Here is a 17,358-nt window from a genome sequence, read left to right as displayed (position 1 = left end):
TCCAGATAACTACATTCTACCACTCGGGCGGCTGTCTGGCAACGTAGCTTTATTATTATTATAATCACTGTTTTGGTTGTTCTTCCTGTCAATGTTATCTTTTAACTTTTTGTTGTTGTGAAGGTCTTGATCACGATCTGTAGTGCTGGGAAGGTCTTTGTTGTCACGAAGGACTTCATTATCATTATCATACAGGCCTTTACCATCTGGTTCCTCGGTCTTAATGTTACGTTCCTTGATGCCATTATGTTCCTGATCATTGCCATGCGGGGGAACTCCCTGGACGCGCAGGCCGGGCAGTCCCCGGGCATCGTCAGGTACTACCCGTTTAACAGGGATACTTGTTTTTTGCACCGGGGTACTGGTGCCGGAGTGCGTCCGGGAGACTTTATCCTCCGTTATGGAAACCCGCTTAAGACCTTTGTTATTTACCAATCCGGGTGAACGATGATTACTTCTGGCTTCAGGACCCGGTCGGGAGACCGATTTGGGCAGATCCACCCACCCGGTGTAGCCGTTTTTGCCCAGCACTTCCCCGATCACTATGCCCTTCTTTTTCTCCAGGCTGGCCATACCTTCCCGTCTTAATTCTTCCAAATCGATATCCAGACCCTTTTTACTCCCCTCCACATGGATTAGATAACGGCCCGTGGATAAACCAAGCTTGCGGGCCTGCCGGCGGATTTCCGGTGTAGCGGTTTCCACTACCACCTCGGCCGGCACTCCCGTCGATTGCAGGGACTTAACGATAGTTTGGTATATCTCCCCCGGCTGCAGCGCCGGCTCCCGTCCATTTTTCGGGGTAATGGTAGTCAGCACGACGTTGTTTTGAGACGGGAGAAGATAGTTGGACTGGACCGCCCGGATAAGTATGGTGGCAATGGCCTCTTCCACGGGACGGCCAAGCACGGCGGCCCGGGACAGCAGGATTTCTCCTGCGGCATTCAAGCCTTTAGCCTCACACACGTACTCCCGCCGGTCCAGGGCCATTTCCACACTTGGGTTGATGTCCATGGAAACATAGGCCACCGCCTGGGTCAACCAACCATGATACAGAAGACCTGCACCCAAGAGAATCAACAGACATGCGGCAGCCATCAAAGACTGCCAGAAAATAGTGCGCCTGCGTGGAATATAGCAAATCTCTTCACCCAGACGCACTCCGCCGGTGGGCAGGGGAATTTCCCGGAACTGCGCGTCAGGGGTGAGAATGATACATGTTTTGGCCTTGATCTCCACGACAATGCCGGTAACCAATTTTCTTCAATCTCCTTCACCGCTGGCTTTAAGATAATAACAAAGGTATAAAAATTCATGGCAGTGGTACCAGAGAAGAGCCATGGCAATGATATATTTACGTCCCCGCTCCAGGGTTTTGCGGTGCACACCGGTCAGCAGGGAAAGCTCTTTTAGGGGAAGTTTTTTTGTTTTCATCAGCTGTTGGAAAAGGGAACCGTCGGCAGCCAGGCGGCGGGAAACTTCCAGCAAAACCCGCCGCGCATCGTGATGCTTGGGTGCGCAGCGTACCAGTTCGGAAAAGGAGATCTCAAATTCGGCCAGGATTTTAGCATAGTCCCGGATCTCTTCTTCCCTTTCCCGGGCCGCTTCCCGGGCAAGGTAATCCTGCCAGGCCAGCGATGACTCAAGGGGGCTGACGGACAGGTCCTCCTGTTCACTGTTCAGTGACCCGGCCATACGGGCCGACGCCCGAGCTTCCTTACGGAGGAAATCCGTAATACGGCTTTTAATCATGAGCCGGGCAAATGCTAAAAAGGGCACCTTACGGTCCTCTTCGTAACGGTCAATGGCTTCATTAAAAGTGATGAAGGCAATGCTCAACTCGTCATCAAAACCCCATTCCAGATGCCGGCGGCAAAGCCCGGCAGTAACCCGGGCAATAAAGGGGCGGCACTCAGCCAGCAATCTTTCCCGGGCCTCACCATCCCCTGACCTGGCCAGGGCAAGGAGGTAATCTAAATCCTCCACCGGCCGCACCATCCTTCAGGTCCCCATGATTCACCCCCGGTCTGCCCAACGTCTATTATTTATTTACTACGCGGCAGCCGCTCTTTTTGGGGGAGCATGGGGGCTGTGATTTAACGGTAATGATAAAGGGGTGCAGGTTTCTTCCTTCACCCCTGTTTTTTCTTCTACATTATTCGACCCTAGATAGTTTTTTCCCTGCATAAAGGTATTTTTTCAACCATTCCCATTCGCGTCCGGAGGGACTGCTTCTGAACGCCCGGCACAGGCACGACACTCCTCGCATCTGCGTTTTTGGGCGGAGCCTGCCAGGGAAATGTGCACCCGGCAGATATGGCAGTCGCTTGTGCCAGGACGGCAGGGCTCGGTATGGATAAGTACACTGGCCCCAGCCAGCTGCCGGCAGATATCGTCTTCAATGGCGTCACAGAGCTGGTGTACCTGGGCGATGGGACGGTAACCGGGAACCACCAGGTGAAAATCTATGTGGCGGTCCGGACCCGCCCGGCGGGTACGCAGGTCGTGGAACTGCACAAATTCACCGGCATAGGAGGTCAGAACCTGCCGGATTAACTGTTCTTCATCCTCGGGAAGGCGGGCATCAACAATGCTGCCCCAGGAGCCCCGCAGGAGATCATAAGCCGCTTTGAAAATAAACAGGGAAACAACCAGGGCAATCAGGGGGTCCAGGATGTACCAGCCGGTCATCTGAATGGCCAGCATGGCCATAAGTACTCCCGCCGAGGTATAGACATCGGTGCGCAAGTGCCAGGCGTCGGCTTCCAGGGCCGGGGAACCGGTGCGCCTGGCGGTACGCATCAAAAGGCTGGAGATAACCAGGTTGACAGCTGCCGACAGTCCCATCACCGCCATGCCAAGGCCCAGGTGGTGCACCTCCCGGGCACCCAGGAGTTTGGGAATGGACTGGAGCACGATCATGAACCCGGCTGCGACAATTAACAGCGCTTCAATAATGGCTGCCACATTCTCAAACTTACCGTGGCCGTAATTATGCTCGGCATCAGCTGGACGGGAGGATTGCCGCACCGAGGCATAAGCAATGAGTGCCGCCATCAGGTCAAGGCCTGAGTGCAATGCTTCAGAAATAACTGCTACCGAATTCATGGCCAGGCCCACAGCCAGTTTGCCGCCGGTGAGCAGGGTATTTGAGATGACCGAAAGCCTGGCAATCTTTACTTTCTCGTCCAAGCCCACCACTCCCATAAAAAACAGACCCGGAGACGTCATCCCGAAACCTGGAATGATGTCCCACGGGTGAAACTGCTACCTTAAAAAGGGCCAGCCTGCTGATTCGTTCCGGTTGTATACTTAATATTATAGCATAGCACTTCTTTTAAGGGCAACTGGGGACAAGAAAAGGTGTGATCCGTTTTGCCGCCAGAAGAAAGAAACCTGATCACCACGTCCATAGAGTATCATAATCTAAGGGACCTGCCGGAGCGGCCGGGGCTGTTTGCCTGCCTGATCCGGGATGCGGACAAGCTGGACATCCTGCAGGTGTTCACCGGGTCCCTGGAGCAAAAGGAAGCCGGAACAAATCCCCTTTTAAACTCCGGCCTACCAGATACGCCGAGCTACTCGCCGGTGCTGATCCGCAACCTGCTGCAGGGCCAGCTCTGCAATTATAGCGACATGCAGAATTTCAACGACCGGAAGCTTTTGATGCTGTCCTGGATTTACGATATCAACTTTCCGTGGACACTGGCGGAGATCCGGCGCAACGATCCTGGACAGCCTGCCCGGCACAGAGGAAATCCGGCGGGTCGGTGAACGGTTGCATACATACATGGCCCACCGGTTGGCTCAGTAAAAACTTTACCGGACACCACCTGGTATGCCGGAGCCAAATCCATGCACAAAAAACAGCAGCGCGCCGTCCTGCCCGATACGTCGCCACGCCGGCCGGTTCCAGGGTGATTAACAGGGAGATTTAAAGGTGATTAATCCCCAGCCCGATAACCTCATGCTCAAATCCCCGGCGGGGGGCGCCGATATATCCGTACAGGGCCACGGCCAGCCAGTGCCCTTCCGCCGGTCGGTCGTCCTCCCGGGGCCCCACCACCACGGCAAATTTCAACCCCGCCGTGCGCAGGATGGAACCCAGTTCCAGCTGCCCCCGGCAGACGCCGTGCAGGGCCTCCAGGACGGCGTGATAGAGGGCGTGCTCGCCGCGGTAGTGATCGGCAGCAATGAGCCCCTCCCTTTTGGCAGCCGTTTCCACGGCTGCCACCACCTTTTCTACACCCATAGATCCCACCTGTCCCGTGACCAGGCGAAAGGGGCCCTCCGGCAAGGGCTGGCCCAGGACGGCGAGAATGGCCATTTTTCCGATGCTGTGCAAGAATATTCACCTGCCCGTTTGTCTTACAGGTTACAGGCCCTTTTGAGCGAGCAGCTTCCTGCCGGCGTGATAGACATTTGCCGCCCGCCCTTCAATTTCCTGCAACTCGTGCAAAAGAGCGTCTTTGTTTTCCGAAGGGCCCAGCCCCTTTAAATTGATGCGCACGTTATAACACGCCCCCCGGCAGGCGGCATACAGGCACTCCAGGGCCACGGCCGCATCGCTTAAGGCGTTCTGATTGCCCCTGTCCGCCAGCACCCGGATATGTTCCAGCAGTTCCACACAAAGGGAGGCCGTACGCAGGGGCACCCGGGCGGCGTAAAATGTGGCCTCCAGCAGGGCCTGCCGCCGCTTTTCCTTTTCTGCGGGTGTTCCTTTGGGCAGCCGCAGGGCATCCATCACCCAGTGGAAGGCGGCGGTATCCTCCTCCACCAGATACGCCAATTCCCGGCGCTTTTCCTCTGCCAGGGCCAGCAGCCGGCCCATGGCAGTACCCTCTTCCTCCCGGCCGCGCAGGGTGAGACGGCACACCATGGCCATCAGCGCCGCCCCGCAGGCGCCGGTGCAGGCGGCCACGCTTCCCCCGCCCGGAGCGGGACTGTCCGCGGCCACGGCATCCATGAAGTCATGAACAGTTAAGTCCATCAGCATACACATTCTTCTCCCCGTCCGATTATTTGCCCGGCCTTGATCACCTGCCGCACCAGGTTGACCCCGAAGTGGTAGGCCGGATAATCCAGGTTGGGCGCGTCCCAGATCACCAGGTCCGCCTGCTTGCCCGGCTCGATGCTGCCCAGCCACCCGGCCAGGCCCAGGGCCGCCGCCCCGTTGACGGTCATGGCGTTGAGCACTTCCGCCGGCCGCAGGCGCAGGTACAGGCAGGCCGTGTTGAAGAGGGACTGGAGCGCTTCGGTGGGGCAGGAACCCGGGTTGGCGTCGGAAGCAACGGCCACCGGCACGCCGGCTTCGATGAGTGCCCGGGCGGGGGCATAATGCCCGGAAGCCAGGTAATAGGCGGTGCCCGGCAGCAGCACGGCCACGGTGCCGGCGGCGGCCAGGGCCCGGATCCCCCGGGGGGAAACGTGCAGCAGGTGGTCAGCGCTCACCGCCCCCACCTCCGCCGCCAGTTCCGCCCCGCCGCTGCCAGCCATTTCGTCGGCGTGTATTTTCGGCCGCAGCCCGTGGGCCAGGCCGGCCTGTAAAATGCGGCGGGACTGGTCCACGGTAAAAACTCCCTCTTCGCAAAAAACATCGTTGAAAAGGGCCAGTTTTTCCCGGGCCACCCGGGGGATCATTTCATCGCAAACCAGATCCACATAGCGGTCCGGTTCGTTTTTATACTCCTCCGGCACGGCGTGGGCGCCCAGAAAGGTGGGCACCAGCTCCACCGGCTGCTCCCTTTGCAGGCGGCGGACCAGCCGCAGCGCCCGCAGTTCTTCCTCCACGCTCAACCCGTAGCCGCTTTTTATTTCCACGGTGGTGGTACCGTGGGCCAGCGCCCGGGCCAGGCGTTTCTTCGTTTGCTCCAGCAGCATTTCATCACCGGCCCGGCGGGTTTCCCGTACCGTGCTCAATATCCCCCCGCCGGCGGCCAGGATCTCCAGATAGCTTTTTCCTTCCAGTTTCCAGGTTAGCTCCTTTTCCCGGGAACCGGCGTGGAGCAGATGGGTATGACAGTCCACCAGGCCGGGGGTGACCAGACAGCCCTCGGCATCGATAAATTTTGTGCGGCCGTCCGTCCGCACGGCCCCCTTTACTTCTTCCTCCGGTCCGGCGGCCAGGATGCGTCCGCCGGACACGGCCACCGCCGCGCCCTCCACCAATCCGGCGTCCAGCATGTCCCGGCCCCTTTTCACTCCCCCGGCACAGGTGGCCAGAACACCAATATTGTGCACCACCAGTTCCGCATATGATCGCAAAATATAGACACCCCTTTTCTGACCCGATCAATCAGGCGCTCAGGTAATCCATAAACCGCCACCGGGGAAAGGCGCCTTTCCCACCCATTTTACCGCTCCGGGTATTGATACCGGCTTTTAGGGTTAAGGCCGCCGGGCTGTCTCTCCAACCGGCTCACCATGGTGGGAACAATCCCCACCTATGCATTCAGCTTCACTTCCAGCACCTGGTCCCGGCTGAAGGACTCGCTTTGCAAATAATACTCCAGGGAACCCAGCAGGGCGTCCAGGGGTACTAGGCCGACGATTTCCGTCCCCACCACGGGCACGCCGTAGCGGGCGGCCTCCAGGCGCACCAGTTCCAGCGCCCGGTAAATGGGCGTGCGCTCATAGTCCACCAAGTTCATGGACACCTGCACCTGATGGCGATCCTTCAATTCCACTCCCAGGGCCTTGACGAAAGTAAGACCGCCATCTTTGGCCCGCAGCGCCCGGGCAATGGCCCTGGCCACAGCCATGTTGTCAGTGCCCAGGTTGACGTTGAAAGCGATCAAGGGCTTGCGCGCGCCGATGACCACCGCCCCGGCCGTGGGGTGCATGCGGGCCGGGCCGAAATCGGGCCGGCGCTCGGGGCGGCTGATTTCCTCTTTCAACCCCTCGTATTCTCCCCGCCGCACGTCGGCCAGGTTGCGCCTTTCCGGCCGGGTGGCCGCCTCCTCGTAAAGATAAACGGGTATCTCCAGCTCCCGGGCCACCCTTTCCCCCAGGCGGCGGGCCAGGGCCACGCATTCGGCCATTGTCACCCCGCCGATGGGGATAAAGGGCACCACGTCCGCCGCCCCGATGCGGGGGTGGGCACCCCGGTGTTCCTCCATATTGATCCGGGCCGCGGCCTCCCGGATCATGGCCAGGGCCGCTTCCAGCACCGCCTCCGGTTCACCGGCAAAGGTGACCACACTGCGGTTGTGATCCCCATCCATGGTCCAGTCCAGGATTTTTACACCGCATTTTTCCCCGGCGGCCACAATGGCCCGCACCACCTCCGGACGTCGGCCTTCACTGAAATTGGGTACGCATTCTACCAGTTTGGACAATTATGTGAACCCCCCTGAAATGGGACACCCCCACCTGATGGCAAGGGTATCCCCGCTATAACCTTAAGGTGTTTACATAAGCAAGCAAACCATATTACTTACCTCAAAACTTGCTCCGTAGATACCACGCCCCAAGTGATGCCCCGTTTGCCCCATTAATGGTGCCAGGCAAATCACCTTTCGCCTGCCGGCTGCATCGTTTCCATCCTTTTTGCGGGAACACCTCCGGGAAAAACTCTTTACTTACGCCGGGGCTGTGTTTCTGGCCCGATTAAAGGGGTTTTCACCGGGTTCTTTTGCAATGTCTGCGCGGCAAGCTCATAACCGGCGTCGGCATGGCGCACCACACCCAGGCCGCTGTCATTATGCAGCACCCTTTCCAGCCGGCCGGCGCTGTCCGCGGAACCGTCGGCCACCACCACCATCCCGGCGTGCAGCGAATAACCGATGCCCGTGCCGCCACCGTGGTGGAAGGACACCCAGTGGGCGCCGGAAGCCACATTCAACAGGGCGTTTAAAATGGGCCAGTCGCCAATGGCGTCGGAGCCGTCCCGCATGGCTTCCGTTTCCCGGAAGGGGGAGGCCACGGAGCCGGTATCGTGGTGGTCCCGGCCGAAAACCACCGGTGCGGAGAGCTCGCCTCTGGCCACCATTTCATTCACCCGCACGCCGAAGGCTTCCCTCTCCCCATAGCCCATATAGGCAATGCGGGCGGGCAGGCCCTGGAAGTGAATGTGTTTTTGGGCCAGCCGGATCCAGCGGCAGAGGGGCTCGTTTGTAGAGAACATATCCAGGACCAGTTGATCCAGCTTATATATCTCCTCGGGTTTGCCGGAAAGGACCGCCCAGCGGAAGGGTCCCTTGCCCTGGGCAAACAGGTCCCGGATGTAGGCAGGAACATAGCCGTCGATCTCAAAGGCGTCCTGCACCCCGGCTTCATAGGCCACCCGCCGGATGTTGTTGCCGTAATCGAAGGACTTCGCCCCCCGGCGGGTCAATGTGAGCATCAGTTCCACATGGCGGGCTATGGAAGCCCTGGCCTTTTTCAGATATTCGTCCGGATCGGCAGCGCGCAGGGCGGCGGCCTCCTTGACATCATACCCGTCCGGGACGTACCCCACCAGCGGGTCGTGGGCAGCCGTCTGGTCCGACAGCACGTCCGGAGTGATATTATGATCCACCAGGTACTGCAGCAACTCCGTGGCGTGCACCGGCACGGCGATACTCACCACTTCCCCTGCTTCCTTCGCCCGCAGGGCTTCCCGCACCCCCTGCTCAACGGTGGGCACCACTTTATCCAGGTACCCGGTGGCCAGGCGTTTTTCAATGCGGGCCGGGTCCACCTCCGCCAGCAGGGCCACGGCCTCCAGCATTTTGGCCGCCAGGGGCTGGGCACCGCCCATACCCCCCAGACCGGCGGAAACATAGAGGCGGCCCCGCAGGGTGTGACTTTGAAAATGCTTGCGCCCCAGGGCGGCCAGAGTTTCAAAGGTGCCCTGGATCACCCCCTGGCTGCCGATGTAAATCCAGGAACCGGCGGTCATCTGCCCGAACATGGTCAGCCCCAGTTCCTCCAGGTGGTTGAAATGCTCCCAGGTGGCCCATTGGGGCACCAGGTTGGCGTTGGCGATGAGCACCCGGGGGGCTGCTTCGGTGGTGCGGAAAACGGCCACCGGCTTACCCGACTGCACCAGCAGGGTTTCGTCGTTTTCCAGCTCCAAAAGGGTCCGCACAATGGCATCGTAGGCCTCCCAGGAGCGGGCGGCCCGGCCCCGTCCGCCGTAGACAATCAAATCGTCCGGGCGTTCCCCCACCTCCGGGTCCAGGTTGTTCATAAGCATACGCAGGGCGCCCTCCTGCCCCCAGCCCTTGCAGTGCAGTCGGTTGCCCCTGGGCGCGCGGATGTTGGTATGTTTGGTGAAGTCGAACATAAAAACCCTCCTACAGATGAAATTTCATTATGTTAAATATTCGTTAAAATAATTGCATAGGCCTCTGATTTATCTTGTCATGTCAGCATAATCTTGCCGCGTTTCCGCCCGGCTATTTAACCTGCACGTTGCGGCCGAAATACGCACCCACAAAATCGGGATGCCCGCTCAAATCCGACGCCTTTCCGCTCAGGATGATTTCCCCGTTTTCCAACAGATAACCCCACTCCGCCACCTGCAGGGCCTTCCGGGCGTTCTGCTCCACCAGGAGTACGGTCAGACCTTCGTGGTGCAAACGGTCAATCAATTGAAAGGCCTGGTTGACGACGGCCGGAGCAAGCCCCATGGATACCTCATCGATGATCAAGAGTTGCGGGTCGGCCATTAAAGCCCGGCCGATGGCCAGCATCTGTTGTTCCCCGCCGCTTAAGGTGCAGGCCAACTGACGCTGCCGCTCCTGCAGCCTGGGAAAAATTTCATAAACCCTGGCCAGAGAACGGCGCACCTTTTTTTGATCGGCCACCCGGTAAGCCCCGGCCAGGAGATTTTTTTCCACACTCAGGGCCGGAAAAATCCGCCGGCCTTCCGGGACATAACCGACCCCACCGGCTACCCTTTCCCAGGCCGGGCGCCTGGTTAAATCCACGCCGTTGAGTATTATTCGCCCCCCGGCCGGTGGAACAAGACCCATCATGGCCCGCAGAATGGATGTCTTGTCGGCTCCGTTGGCCCCAACGATAGCTACGCAATCTCCCCGGGAAACCTGCAGCGAAACACCCTTCACCACCTGGGCCTTGCCATAACAAACCTCCAAATTTTGAATCTCAAGCAGAGGGGCCAAGAGAATCATCCTTTCCCAAATACGCCTCTACAACCGCCGGATCGGCCAGCACCCGGGCCGGATCCCCGGCGGCGATCATTTTCCCGTGATCAAGCACCACCATATGGTCGCACAGGGCTTCGGCCACACCCGTGTTATGCTCCACCAGCAATACGGTAAGTCCATCCCGTCGTAACTCTTTAACCAGAGCCAAGAAGTCCTCCACCGCGTCGTAGCCCAACCCCGCCACCGGTTCATCCAGCAGCAGCAAGCTGGGGTTCATGACCAGCGCCCGGGCCAATTCCAAACGGCGCAGATAACCCAGGTTCAACTGCCCGGCCGGAAGGTGTGCTTCCTCCACCAGGCCGACCCGGGCCAGGGCGTCCATGGCCTTTTGTCTGACTTCCCGCTGCCCCCTGGTGGTAAACGGTACCCAGCTTCCGGCCAGCAGGGGAGAGGCCGCTGCAATCATTACATTTTCCAACACGGTCAGGCGGGGGATCGGTTTAACCACCTGAAAGGTCCTGGCAATACCTCGACGGGCTATCTGGTGTACCGGCAGGCCGGAAACGGGCTCTCCCTTAAACCACACGGTACCGCCTGCCGGCCGGTAGACGCCGCATACCACATTGAAAAGAGTCGTCTTTCCCGCCCCGTTGGGCCCGATAAGACCGCAGATCTCCCCCGCACGGACTTCAAAACTCACATTCTCCAGGGCGGTCAGCCCGCCGAATTTCATGGTGATACTATCCAGACGCAGGATGGCCTCATCTGACACGAACGCCAGCCCCCTCCCGCCGGAAGGCTCCGGCCAGCAACTCCTGTAACCGGCTCCCCTGACCCAGTAAGCCGGACGGGAAAAAGCGCATCACCAGCACCAGGATGCTGCCGAAAACCAGTAAACGGTAATCTGAAATAAACCGGAAGACCTCAGGGGCCATACCGAGAATAACGCCTCCCAGCAATACTCCCGGAATTGAGCCGCGTCCGCCGAGTACCACCATGGCCAGAATGGTCACCGAAATGTTGAACCCGAAATCACCGGCCGAAATGAAGGTCATGAAGTGGGCATAAATGCTGCCGGCCAGGCCGGCAATTCCGGTACCGATCACGAAGGCCAGGACCTTATAGCGGCGCACGTCTATTCCCATGGCGGCGGCCGCAGCCTCATCATCGCGGATGGCCCGCAGGGCGTATCCGAACCAGGCCCTTTGCAAATGGCGGTTTAAAATGACCACCAGCGCCACTACCAGCCAGCTCAGCACGGCAAGCTCCACGGGGCCGAAAGTCAGGCCGCCGATGCGGGGAGGCTGGATGCCCCCAATACCCATGGCCCCACCGAAATAAGGCACCGTTTGAAATATGGCCACGGTAACAAAATTCAACCCTATGGTGGTAATGGCTAAAAAATCGTTTCGCAGGCGCATACTGATCAGCCCCAGCACTGCACCCATCAGGGCGCCGGCGGCCAGTGCCATAACCAGTGCGCCCCAAAAGTCAACCCCGTATTTGGTATTCAGAACGGCCGAAGTATAAGCTCCGATGCCGAAAAAGGCGGCGTGGCCGATGTTGGGCTGGCCGGCCTCCCCGGTGATAATATTCAAACTCAAAGCCAGCAGGACCCAGATACCCACGGTGGTGGCAAGTACCGCCCAGTAGTTCACCTGACTTCACCTCCGGAAGCAAGCAGGCCCTGCGGACGAACGAGCAAAAGAATAATCAGGGCCAGAAAGGCAATGGCGTCGGTAGGCAGGAAGGAACCGATGTAACCGGCTACAAAAGCCTCCGCGAGGCCCACGACTATCGAGGCCACGACGGCACCCAACGGGTTGCCCAAACCGCCCAGGACCACTATGGCCAGCATTTTATAGGAAGGAATATCCCCCATAGTGGGAAAAACGGCATTATAATGGATGGCCACTAGTATTCCGGCCAGGGCGGCAAAGATATACCCCAGTATGAAGGCGAAGGCTACCACCGAACGTGTATTGATTCCCATGGCCATGGCCGTTTCCGTATCCTGGGCCGTGGCCTGCCAGGCCAAACCGATTTTCGTTTTATTCAATAAAATCCAGAGCAACAGGAAAAGAAAGGCGGAAATTAAAAGAATGACCGCCTGGGTACCGGTGATTACAACCGGCCCCAGTGTCAGACGATTGAGTGGTAAATGAACCGGAAAGGTGATTGTATATGGACCGGCAATCAATCTGAACAGATCCTCCATGACGATAAACAGGCCGATGCTGGCCACTAGGGGTACAATGGGGTCGGCCATCTTTTTAATGGGTGTGTATATCGCCCTTTGAAACAGGTATCCTGTTATGGCCGCCCCGCCTGCCCCTGCCAGCAGGGCGATAATTATACTGTGGGTGCGGGCATACGCCAAGACCCCCAGGTAAGCCCCAAGCGTGTAGGCGCCGGCGTTGGCTATATCCAGTACGCGCATGATCCCGTAAACCATAGTTAGGCCCAGGGCCACCAACGAATACAGGCTGCCGATGGTAATTCCGTTGACCATTTGCTGTAAAAACACTGTGCTCTCTGCCCCCAAGCTGTAAGATAATGCCAGACCAGTAGTACACGAGCGATATCGCCCTTCCACATATAAATCGAACTCCCGTTTTCGCACGCTCAATTGATCGCCTAAGCGGTATGGAAGCCCGGCATAGGTGCCGGATCGCCTCCTCCGCGGAGGGCGATCCGGCTGCCGGTCCACTCGCTACAGTACAACTGGCAGTGGATTTTAGCACGACAGAAGTTAATTCACCGGCGGGGTAATAATGGTCGGGTCGGTGATTTCGCCAAAGTACCTGAATGTTCCATCCTTGACCTGCTGTACCGCCACCGGCTTATTTGCCTGACGAATTCCGTCAAAACCATTAATCTTGCTCACTGCCTGGAAATCTTTAATGGATGCGATTCCTTCCCTGATTTTATCCGGCGTGGTGCCGCTCTTGCGCACGGCCTCCGCCAGCACATAGAACGCATCATAGGTGGAGGCAGCCACCATATCGGGTTCATGACCGTACCTTTCTTTATATGCCTTGATAAAGTCCTTGACCACCTGTTCCTTGCTGTCGCGGTTGAAATCGGTCACAATCACCAGCCCGTTGGCGTCCTTGCCCGCCACTTCCAGGAACTGGGTGGTGGAATCAAGCCCCTCTGTTCCCAGTGGCTGTATTTTCAGGCCCATATCATGAATGCGCCTGATAATCTGGGAACCTTCCGCCGCATAGGCGGGCATGAACAGGACGTCTGCTCCGGAATTCTTTATTTTGGTCAGTACGGGGGTAAATTCCGTATCCCCGAAATGGAACCAGTTGGGCTCCTGGACTTTCAAACCGATTTGCCCGGCCCTTTGCGTAAATCCCTGGACCAGTGTATGGCCGAAATCGTTGTCTATGGCCAGAATGGCCACGTTTTTGGCGTGCAACTCATTTTTGGCCACTTCGGCCGCCGCCGCTCCTTCCACGATACCGGAAAGGCCCAGTTGGAAAATGTAATCCCCGGTGCGCGGAATGGCCGGGTGTACGGCGTAAGCCGAGATCATGGGCATTTTAGCCTGCTGGAAAATGGGCGCGGCGGCCCGGGTGGGTCCGGAATAGGAACCGCTGACTACCGCGACGACACCATCTTTGGTGGTAAGCTTTTGCGCAATGGATACGGCCTGTTTGGTATCAAGCTGATCGTCGTAATTGACCAGTTCCAGTTTGGCGCCGTTGATGCCGCCGCCGGCATTGATCTGTTCAACGGCCAGCTTTGCCGCATTATAGGCGCTGGTGCCGTCGGCCGCCTCGGGACCGGTCTCCGGTGCAAAAAAGCCGATTTTAATTGTCTTGGCCGCCGATGACTGACCATTGCCTGAACCACTGCCACAGGCGGTCATCAGCAGAGCGATAGTAAACAAGGAAACCAGTAACAGCCACTTTTTAATTTTTTCATCCATTTAAACTCCTCCTTCTTCATTATTTACTTGGATAAAGTCGTCTCAACCGACCGTCCCCGCCCCCTTTCTTTGCCGTGTTAATTGTCTTCCAGGACATGCAATCCCCGGAAATTCAATTCTTCCTGCCGGGTATTCAAGGAATGAATCATGGGATATTTCGCAAAACTCCATCTAATTCCCTCTGAATTATCTTGCCACCGTTCAGCATAATATTGCTAAAAAAAGGCTTCTCCCTGGCAAGGAGAAGCTGTCCCGACACCGGTGCAGCGGTATGGAAGCTACGTATGAAATTTTCTGCGGTACTCAGTGGGAGACATACCAATGTATCTTTTAAATACGCGGCTGAAATAATTCGGATCGACATAGCCCACGGCACCGGCCACCTGGCTTACGGACTGGTGGGTTTTTCCCAGCAATTCTTTTGCCTTTTCCATCCGCAGGGAGGTAAGAAACTCCATCACCGTCATGCCCGTTGATTGTTTAAAAAGCCGGCTGAAATAATAGGGGCTTATAAACTGGCGCCGGGCGATTTCAGACAGCGAGAGATCCTCTTGAAAGTGCTCTTCCATAAATCTCCTGGCCCGGGCAACCACCTGTATTTCCAAACTATGGTCGTTATTTGTATTTAACAAAACTCTTTTGCACGCTTCCGACCAGATTTCAGCCATTTTTCCCGCATCTTCGGCCAGGTGAAGTTGTTTTATCCATTCCAGGGCGTGAATAAATACTTGATCCGCGCTGCGCCCGTTTTCCATGCAGGCCGTCATGACCAGGGAGAGCATTTCAAAAACCATCATCTTGAGAATATTCAAGTCACCCTCACCGAAGGCGGCGAGCACCATTTTTATTTCTTGGACTATCCGCAGGGCTTTTTGCCTGTCATCGTTCAGTATGGCATATTTCAAGGCCGCTCTTTCCCGTTCCAAAAACGGCTCCCTGTCCCGGGCAGAGCCGTCGCCAAAATAATATATGCCTGGGACACCGCAAAATACACGCCGGATGGCCCGCCAGGCCTCATTAAAAGATAGCCCCAAATGCCTGGCATCGGAATATACCCGCCCCACCCCCACAAAAAATTTTACCGCCAGAGATTTTTCCACTCCTTGTTTCAGTGCGTTCAACTGATCGTTTTCCTCACCCGGCTTTCCCCACTCACGGTTGTTGAACAGCACGGCCAGCGCCCGGTCGGAAACGAAACAATGCAGGGCGTTGTGATTAAAATATCCGGCAAAAGACTTTTCCACCTGCCTGCGCCAGCCCACCTTCCAGAGTTCGCTCCGGCCGTGGAAAAGCTCTTCGGCATTGTGTATTTCCCATACCGTGGCAAAATTGGGCGGATACTTCAAGCCGGCCTGGGATACCATTTCCCAAACTTCCCTTACGTTTTCCACCATGCCGAAAACCAGGTTGTAGGCCAGTTCCCGTCTCAAGCGAGCAGAAAATTCATCCATCATTGACGCCTCCGCAAAGCCGCCATCAGTCAATGTTCAAACCATATTGGCGGGAGATCTCCTGGGCCAGAGGGTAACCGGCATCGGCATGCCTGATGATACCTACACCGACATCACTGTAAGTCACCTGCGTAGCTTTTTTCCGGGATAGTTCAGAACCATCTACAATCACGGTCATTCCGGCGTGAATGGAATAACCGATACCAACGCCCCCCCCCTGTTGCACGCTGACCAGGCTGGCACCGGATATGGCATTCAACAAGCCGTTCAGCACCGGCCAGTCGGCGATGGCATCGCTGCCGTCGGGCATTTTTTCCGTCTCCCGCCAGGGGCTGGCGATGGCGCCCATATGATCCCTGGTCAAAGCCACCGGAGCGGCCAGCTTTCCTTCTCGCAACAATTTTGTGATTATATCCACCAAACACAACCGCTGGTCGAGATTCAGCCAGCATATGCGCGCCGGCAGGCCCTGGAAGGGAATACGCGCCTGGGCGAAATGGATCCAGTTGGTTATTTCTTCATCATCTTTTAATTCAGTCAAGATAAATTCATCTAGCGTATAAATATCTTCCGCCCGGCCGGAAAGGGCGATCCAGCGGAACGGGCCGCGCCCGGCGCAGAAATAATCCCGCAGGTAGGCGGAAACGAAACCGGGAATGGTCATGGCTTCGGCGTACCCGGCAGCGGCGGCCTGATGCCGGATATTGTTACCGTAATCAAAAACTACCGCTCCCCGGCGCATGAATTCCATCATTGTTTTCACGTGCTCTACGATGCACCGGCGGCTAAGTTCCAGGTATTTTTCCGGTGCGGCGACACGTAACCTGACGGCTTCGGCTAAAGAAACCCCGGCAGGCACATAACCATTGAGCAGGTCGTGGGCGGCAGTCTGATCGGTGACCACGTCGGGTACCAACCCACGCTGCAACACCTCCCGATAAACATCTGCCGCGTTACCTACCAGGGCCACGGAACGCGGTTCTTTGCGCGATACCGCTTCCTGCACCAAAAACAGGGCCTCATCCAGGTCGGCAGCCTTCATCTGGCACAGGCTGTTGCGCAACCGCCGGTCGACTTTGGATTCGTCCACTTCCACCACCAGCACTACGCCACCGTTATACTCCACTCCTAATGGTTGGGCCGAACCCATGCCACCTAAGCCCGAAGTAAGCACCCATCGTCCACGCAAGGTACCGCCGAAATGGCGTTTGGCCACCTCGCCATAGGTGTTGGCCGTCCCCTCCAGCACTCCTTGTGTGCCGATGTAGGCCCAGCAACTGGCCGTAGATTGACCGTAGGCGGTCAATCCACGGCGTTCCAGTTGCCAGAAGGTTTCGTAATCGGAATAGGCAGGCACAAGCAAAGAACCGGCCATGATTACCCGCGGGGCAAAGGGATGGGAAGGGAAGACGCCCACCGGCTTGCCGGACTGGATAAGCAGGGTTTGATCGTTTTCAAGCCGAATTAGTCTTTCTTTTATCTGAGCCACACTTTTCTTGTCCCGGGCCGCTTTGCCCGTACCCCCATAAACAATCAACTCTTCCGGACACTCGGCCACTTCCGGATCAAGGCTGTTCATTAACAGGCGCAACAGGCCTTCCTGTTCCCACCCTTTACAGCGCAACCAGACCACTCTCCCGACTTTTATCATTAATAATTTTGAAATCAGGCTTATAATACCCTTGTTAAATATTTTGCCGGCCGCCGCCTTTTTCCTCTGTATCATTTTGTCCCGGTAGCAAAATCTTGCTTTCTCTGAAGCAAAATCGCCACTACCATGTCGCCGGGCCTTTTCACCGGCTACAATCCGGCCGGTTCCTTTCTGCTCCAGTTATGGAACCAATGGTTTGGAGACACCGGTAACCACCGCCCC

The 17,358-nt window shown here is 57.2% G+C and carries 16 protein-coding genes; 1 reads left to right on the top strand and 15 read right to left on the bottom strand.

Annotation, left to right across the window (positions count from 1 at the left end; translation table 11 throughout):
- Nucleotides 1-9 precede the first annotated feature (9 nt).
- From BUA65_RS09575 to BUA65_RS09565, 3 genes are all read right to left on the bottom strand, one after another.
- On the bottom strand, nt 10-1,257 hold the full coding sequence (locus tag BUA65_RS09575) for an anti-sigma factor domain-containing protein (RefSeq protein WP_072869234.1): 1,248 nt from the start codon (nt 1,255-1,257) through the stop codon (nt 10-12).
- A gap of 6 nt (nt 1,258-1,263) precedes the next feature.
- Entirely contained in the window at nt 1,264-1,986 is a 723-nt protein-coding gene (sigI, locus tag BUA65_RS09570; protein WP_084062261.1) for an RNA polymerase sigma-I factor, read from the bottom strand.
- 213 nt (nt 1,987-2,199) lie between these two features.
- Nucleotides 2,200-3,198 carry a cation diffusion facilitator family transporter gene (locus BUA65_RS09565; protein WP_242656297.1) on the bottom strand — a complete coding sequence of 333 codons (999 nt, stop codon included), beginning with the start codon at nt 3,196-3,198 and terminating at the stop codon, nt 2,200-2,202.
- Between the two features lie 177 nt (nt 3,199-3,375).
- On the opposite strand from BUA65_RS09565, the gene BUA65_RS09560 reads away from it, so the two are divergent.
- The gene (locus BUA65_RS09560; protein ID WP_072869229.1) at nt 3,376-3,774 is read left to right on the top strand and encodes a hypothetical protein; all 399 of its coding nucleotides are present in this window, start codon (nt 3,376-3,378) and stop codon (nt 3,772-3,774) included.
- 160 nt (nt 3,775-3,934) lie between these two features.
- Here BUA65_RS09560 and hutP read toward each other — a convergent pair whose 3' ends face one another.
- From hutP to hutU (BUA65_RS09500), 12 genes are all read right to left on the bottom strand, one after another.
- Nucleotides 3,935-4,345 (bottom strand): histidine utilization transcription antiterminator HutP, encoded by a 411-nt coding sequence (hutP, locus tag BUA65_RS09555; RefSeq protein ID WP_242656294.1) that lies wholly within the window; start codon nt 4,343-4,345, stop codon nt 3,935-3,937.
- A 30-nt stretch (nt 4,346-4,375) separates the two neighbouring features.
- Nucleotides 4,376-4,996 (bottom strand): cyclodeaminase/cyclohydrolase family protein, encoded by a 621-nt coding sequence (locus BUA65_RS09550; protein WP_072869227.1) that lies wholly within the window; start codon nt 4,994-4,996, stop codon nt 4,376-4,378.
- Nucleotides 4,990-6,264 carry an imidazolonepropionase gene (hutI, locus tag BUA65_RS09545; protein WP_072869225.1) on the bottom strand — a complete coding sequence of 425 codons (1,275 nt, stop codon included), beginning with the start codon at nt 6,262-6,264 and terminating at the stop codon, nt 4,990-4,992. The genes BUA65_RS09550 and hutI overlap by 7 nt, the downstream gene beginning before the upstream one ends.
- 179 nt (nt 6,265-6,443) lie before the next feature.
- Nucleotides 6,444-7,337, bottom strand: a complete 894-nt coding sequence (gene ftcD / locus BUA65_RS09540) for a glutamate formimidoyltransferase (protein ID WP_072869223.1) — start codon at nt 7,335-7,337, stop codon at nt 6,444-6,446.
- Between the two features lie 239 nt (nt 7,338-7,576).
- The gene (gene hutU, locus BUA65_RS09535) at nt 7,577-9,268 is read right to left on the bottom strand and encodes a urocanate hydratase (RefSeq protein WP_072869222.1); all 1,692 of its coding nucleotides are present in this window, start codon (nt 9,266-9,268) and stop codon (nt 7,577-7,579) included.
- A 112-nt stretch (nt 9,269-9,380) separates the two neighbouring features.
- A complete protein-coding gene (locus BUA65_RS09530; protein ID WP_242656293.1) occupies nt 9,381-10,109 on the bottom strand; it encodes an ABC transporter ATP-binding protein in 729 nt (242 codons plus the stop codon).
- Nucleotides 10,093-10,866: an ABC transporter ATP-binding protein gene (locus BUA65_RS09525; RefSeq protein WP_207543878.1), complete on the bottom strand. Its 774-nt coding sequence runs from the start codon at nt 10,864-10,866 to the stop codon at nt 10,093-10,095. Before BUA65_RS09525 ends, BUA65_RS09530 begins: the two co-directional genes overlap by 17 nt.
- On the bottom strand, nt 10,856-11,752 hold the full coding sequence (locus BUA65_RS09520) for a branched-chain amino acid ABC transporter permease (protein WP_072869218.1): 897 nt from the start codon (nt 11,750-11,752) through the stop codon (nt 10,856-10,858). Before BUA65_RS09520 ends, BUA65_RS09525 begins: the two co-directional genes overlap by 11 nt.
- On the bottom strand, nt 11,749-12,621 hold the full coding sequence (locus tag BUA65_RS09515; RefSeq protein ID WP_072869216.1) for a branched-chain amino acid ABC transporter permease: 873 nt from the start codon (nt 12,619-12,621) through the stop codon (nt 11,749-11,751). The genes BUA65_RS09520 and BUA65_RS09515 overlap by 4 nt, the downstream gene beginning before the upstream one ends.
- 225 nt (nt 12,622-12,846) lie before the next feature.
- Nucleotides 12,847-14,034, bottom strand: a complete 1,188-nt coding sequence (locus BUA65_RS09510; protein WP_072869215.1) for an ABC transporter substrate-binding protein — start codon at nt 14,032-14,034, stop codon at nt 12,847-12,849.
- 278 nt (nt 14,035-14,312) lie between these two features.
- Nucleotides 14,313-15,488: a helix-turn-helix domain-containing protein gene (locus BUA65_RS09505; RefSeq protein ID WP_084062239.1), complete on the bottom strand. Its 1,176-nt coding sequence runs from the start codon at nt 15,486-15,488 to the stop codon at nt 14,313-14,315.
- 22 nt (nt 15,489-15,510) lie between these two features.
- The gene (gene hutU / locus BUA65_RS09500) at nt 15,511-17,118 is read right to left on the bottom strand and encodes a urocanate hydratase (RefSeq protein WP_439328939.1); all 1,608 of its coding nucleotides are present in this window, start codon (nt 17,116-17,118) and stop codon (nt 15,511-15,513) included.
- Nucleotides 17,119-17,358: the final 240 nt, after the last annotated feature.

This window comes from Desulfofundulus thermosubterraneus DSM 16057, from assembly GCF_900142025.1.
Taxonomy (GTDB): domain Bacteria; phylum Bacillota; class Desulfotomaculia; order Desulfotomaculales; family Desulfovirgulaceae; genus Desulfofundulus; species Desulfofundulus thermosubterraneus.
This window is presented reverse-complemented; position numbering and strand designations above follow the sequence as displayed.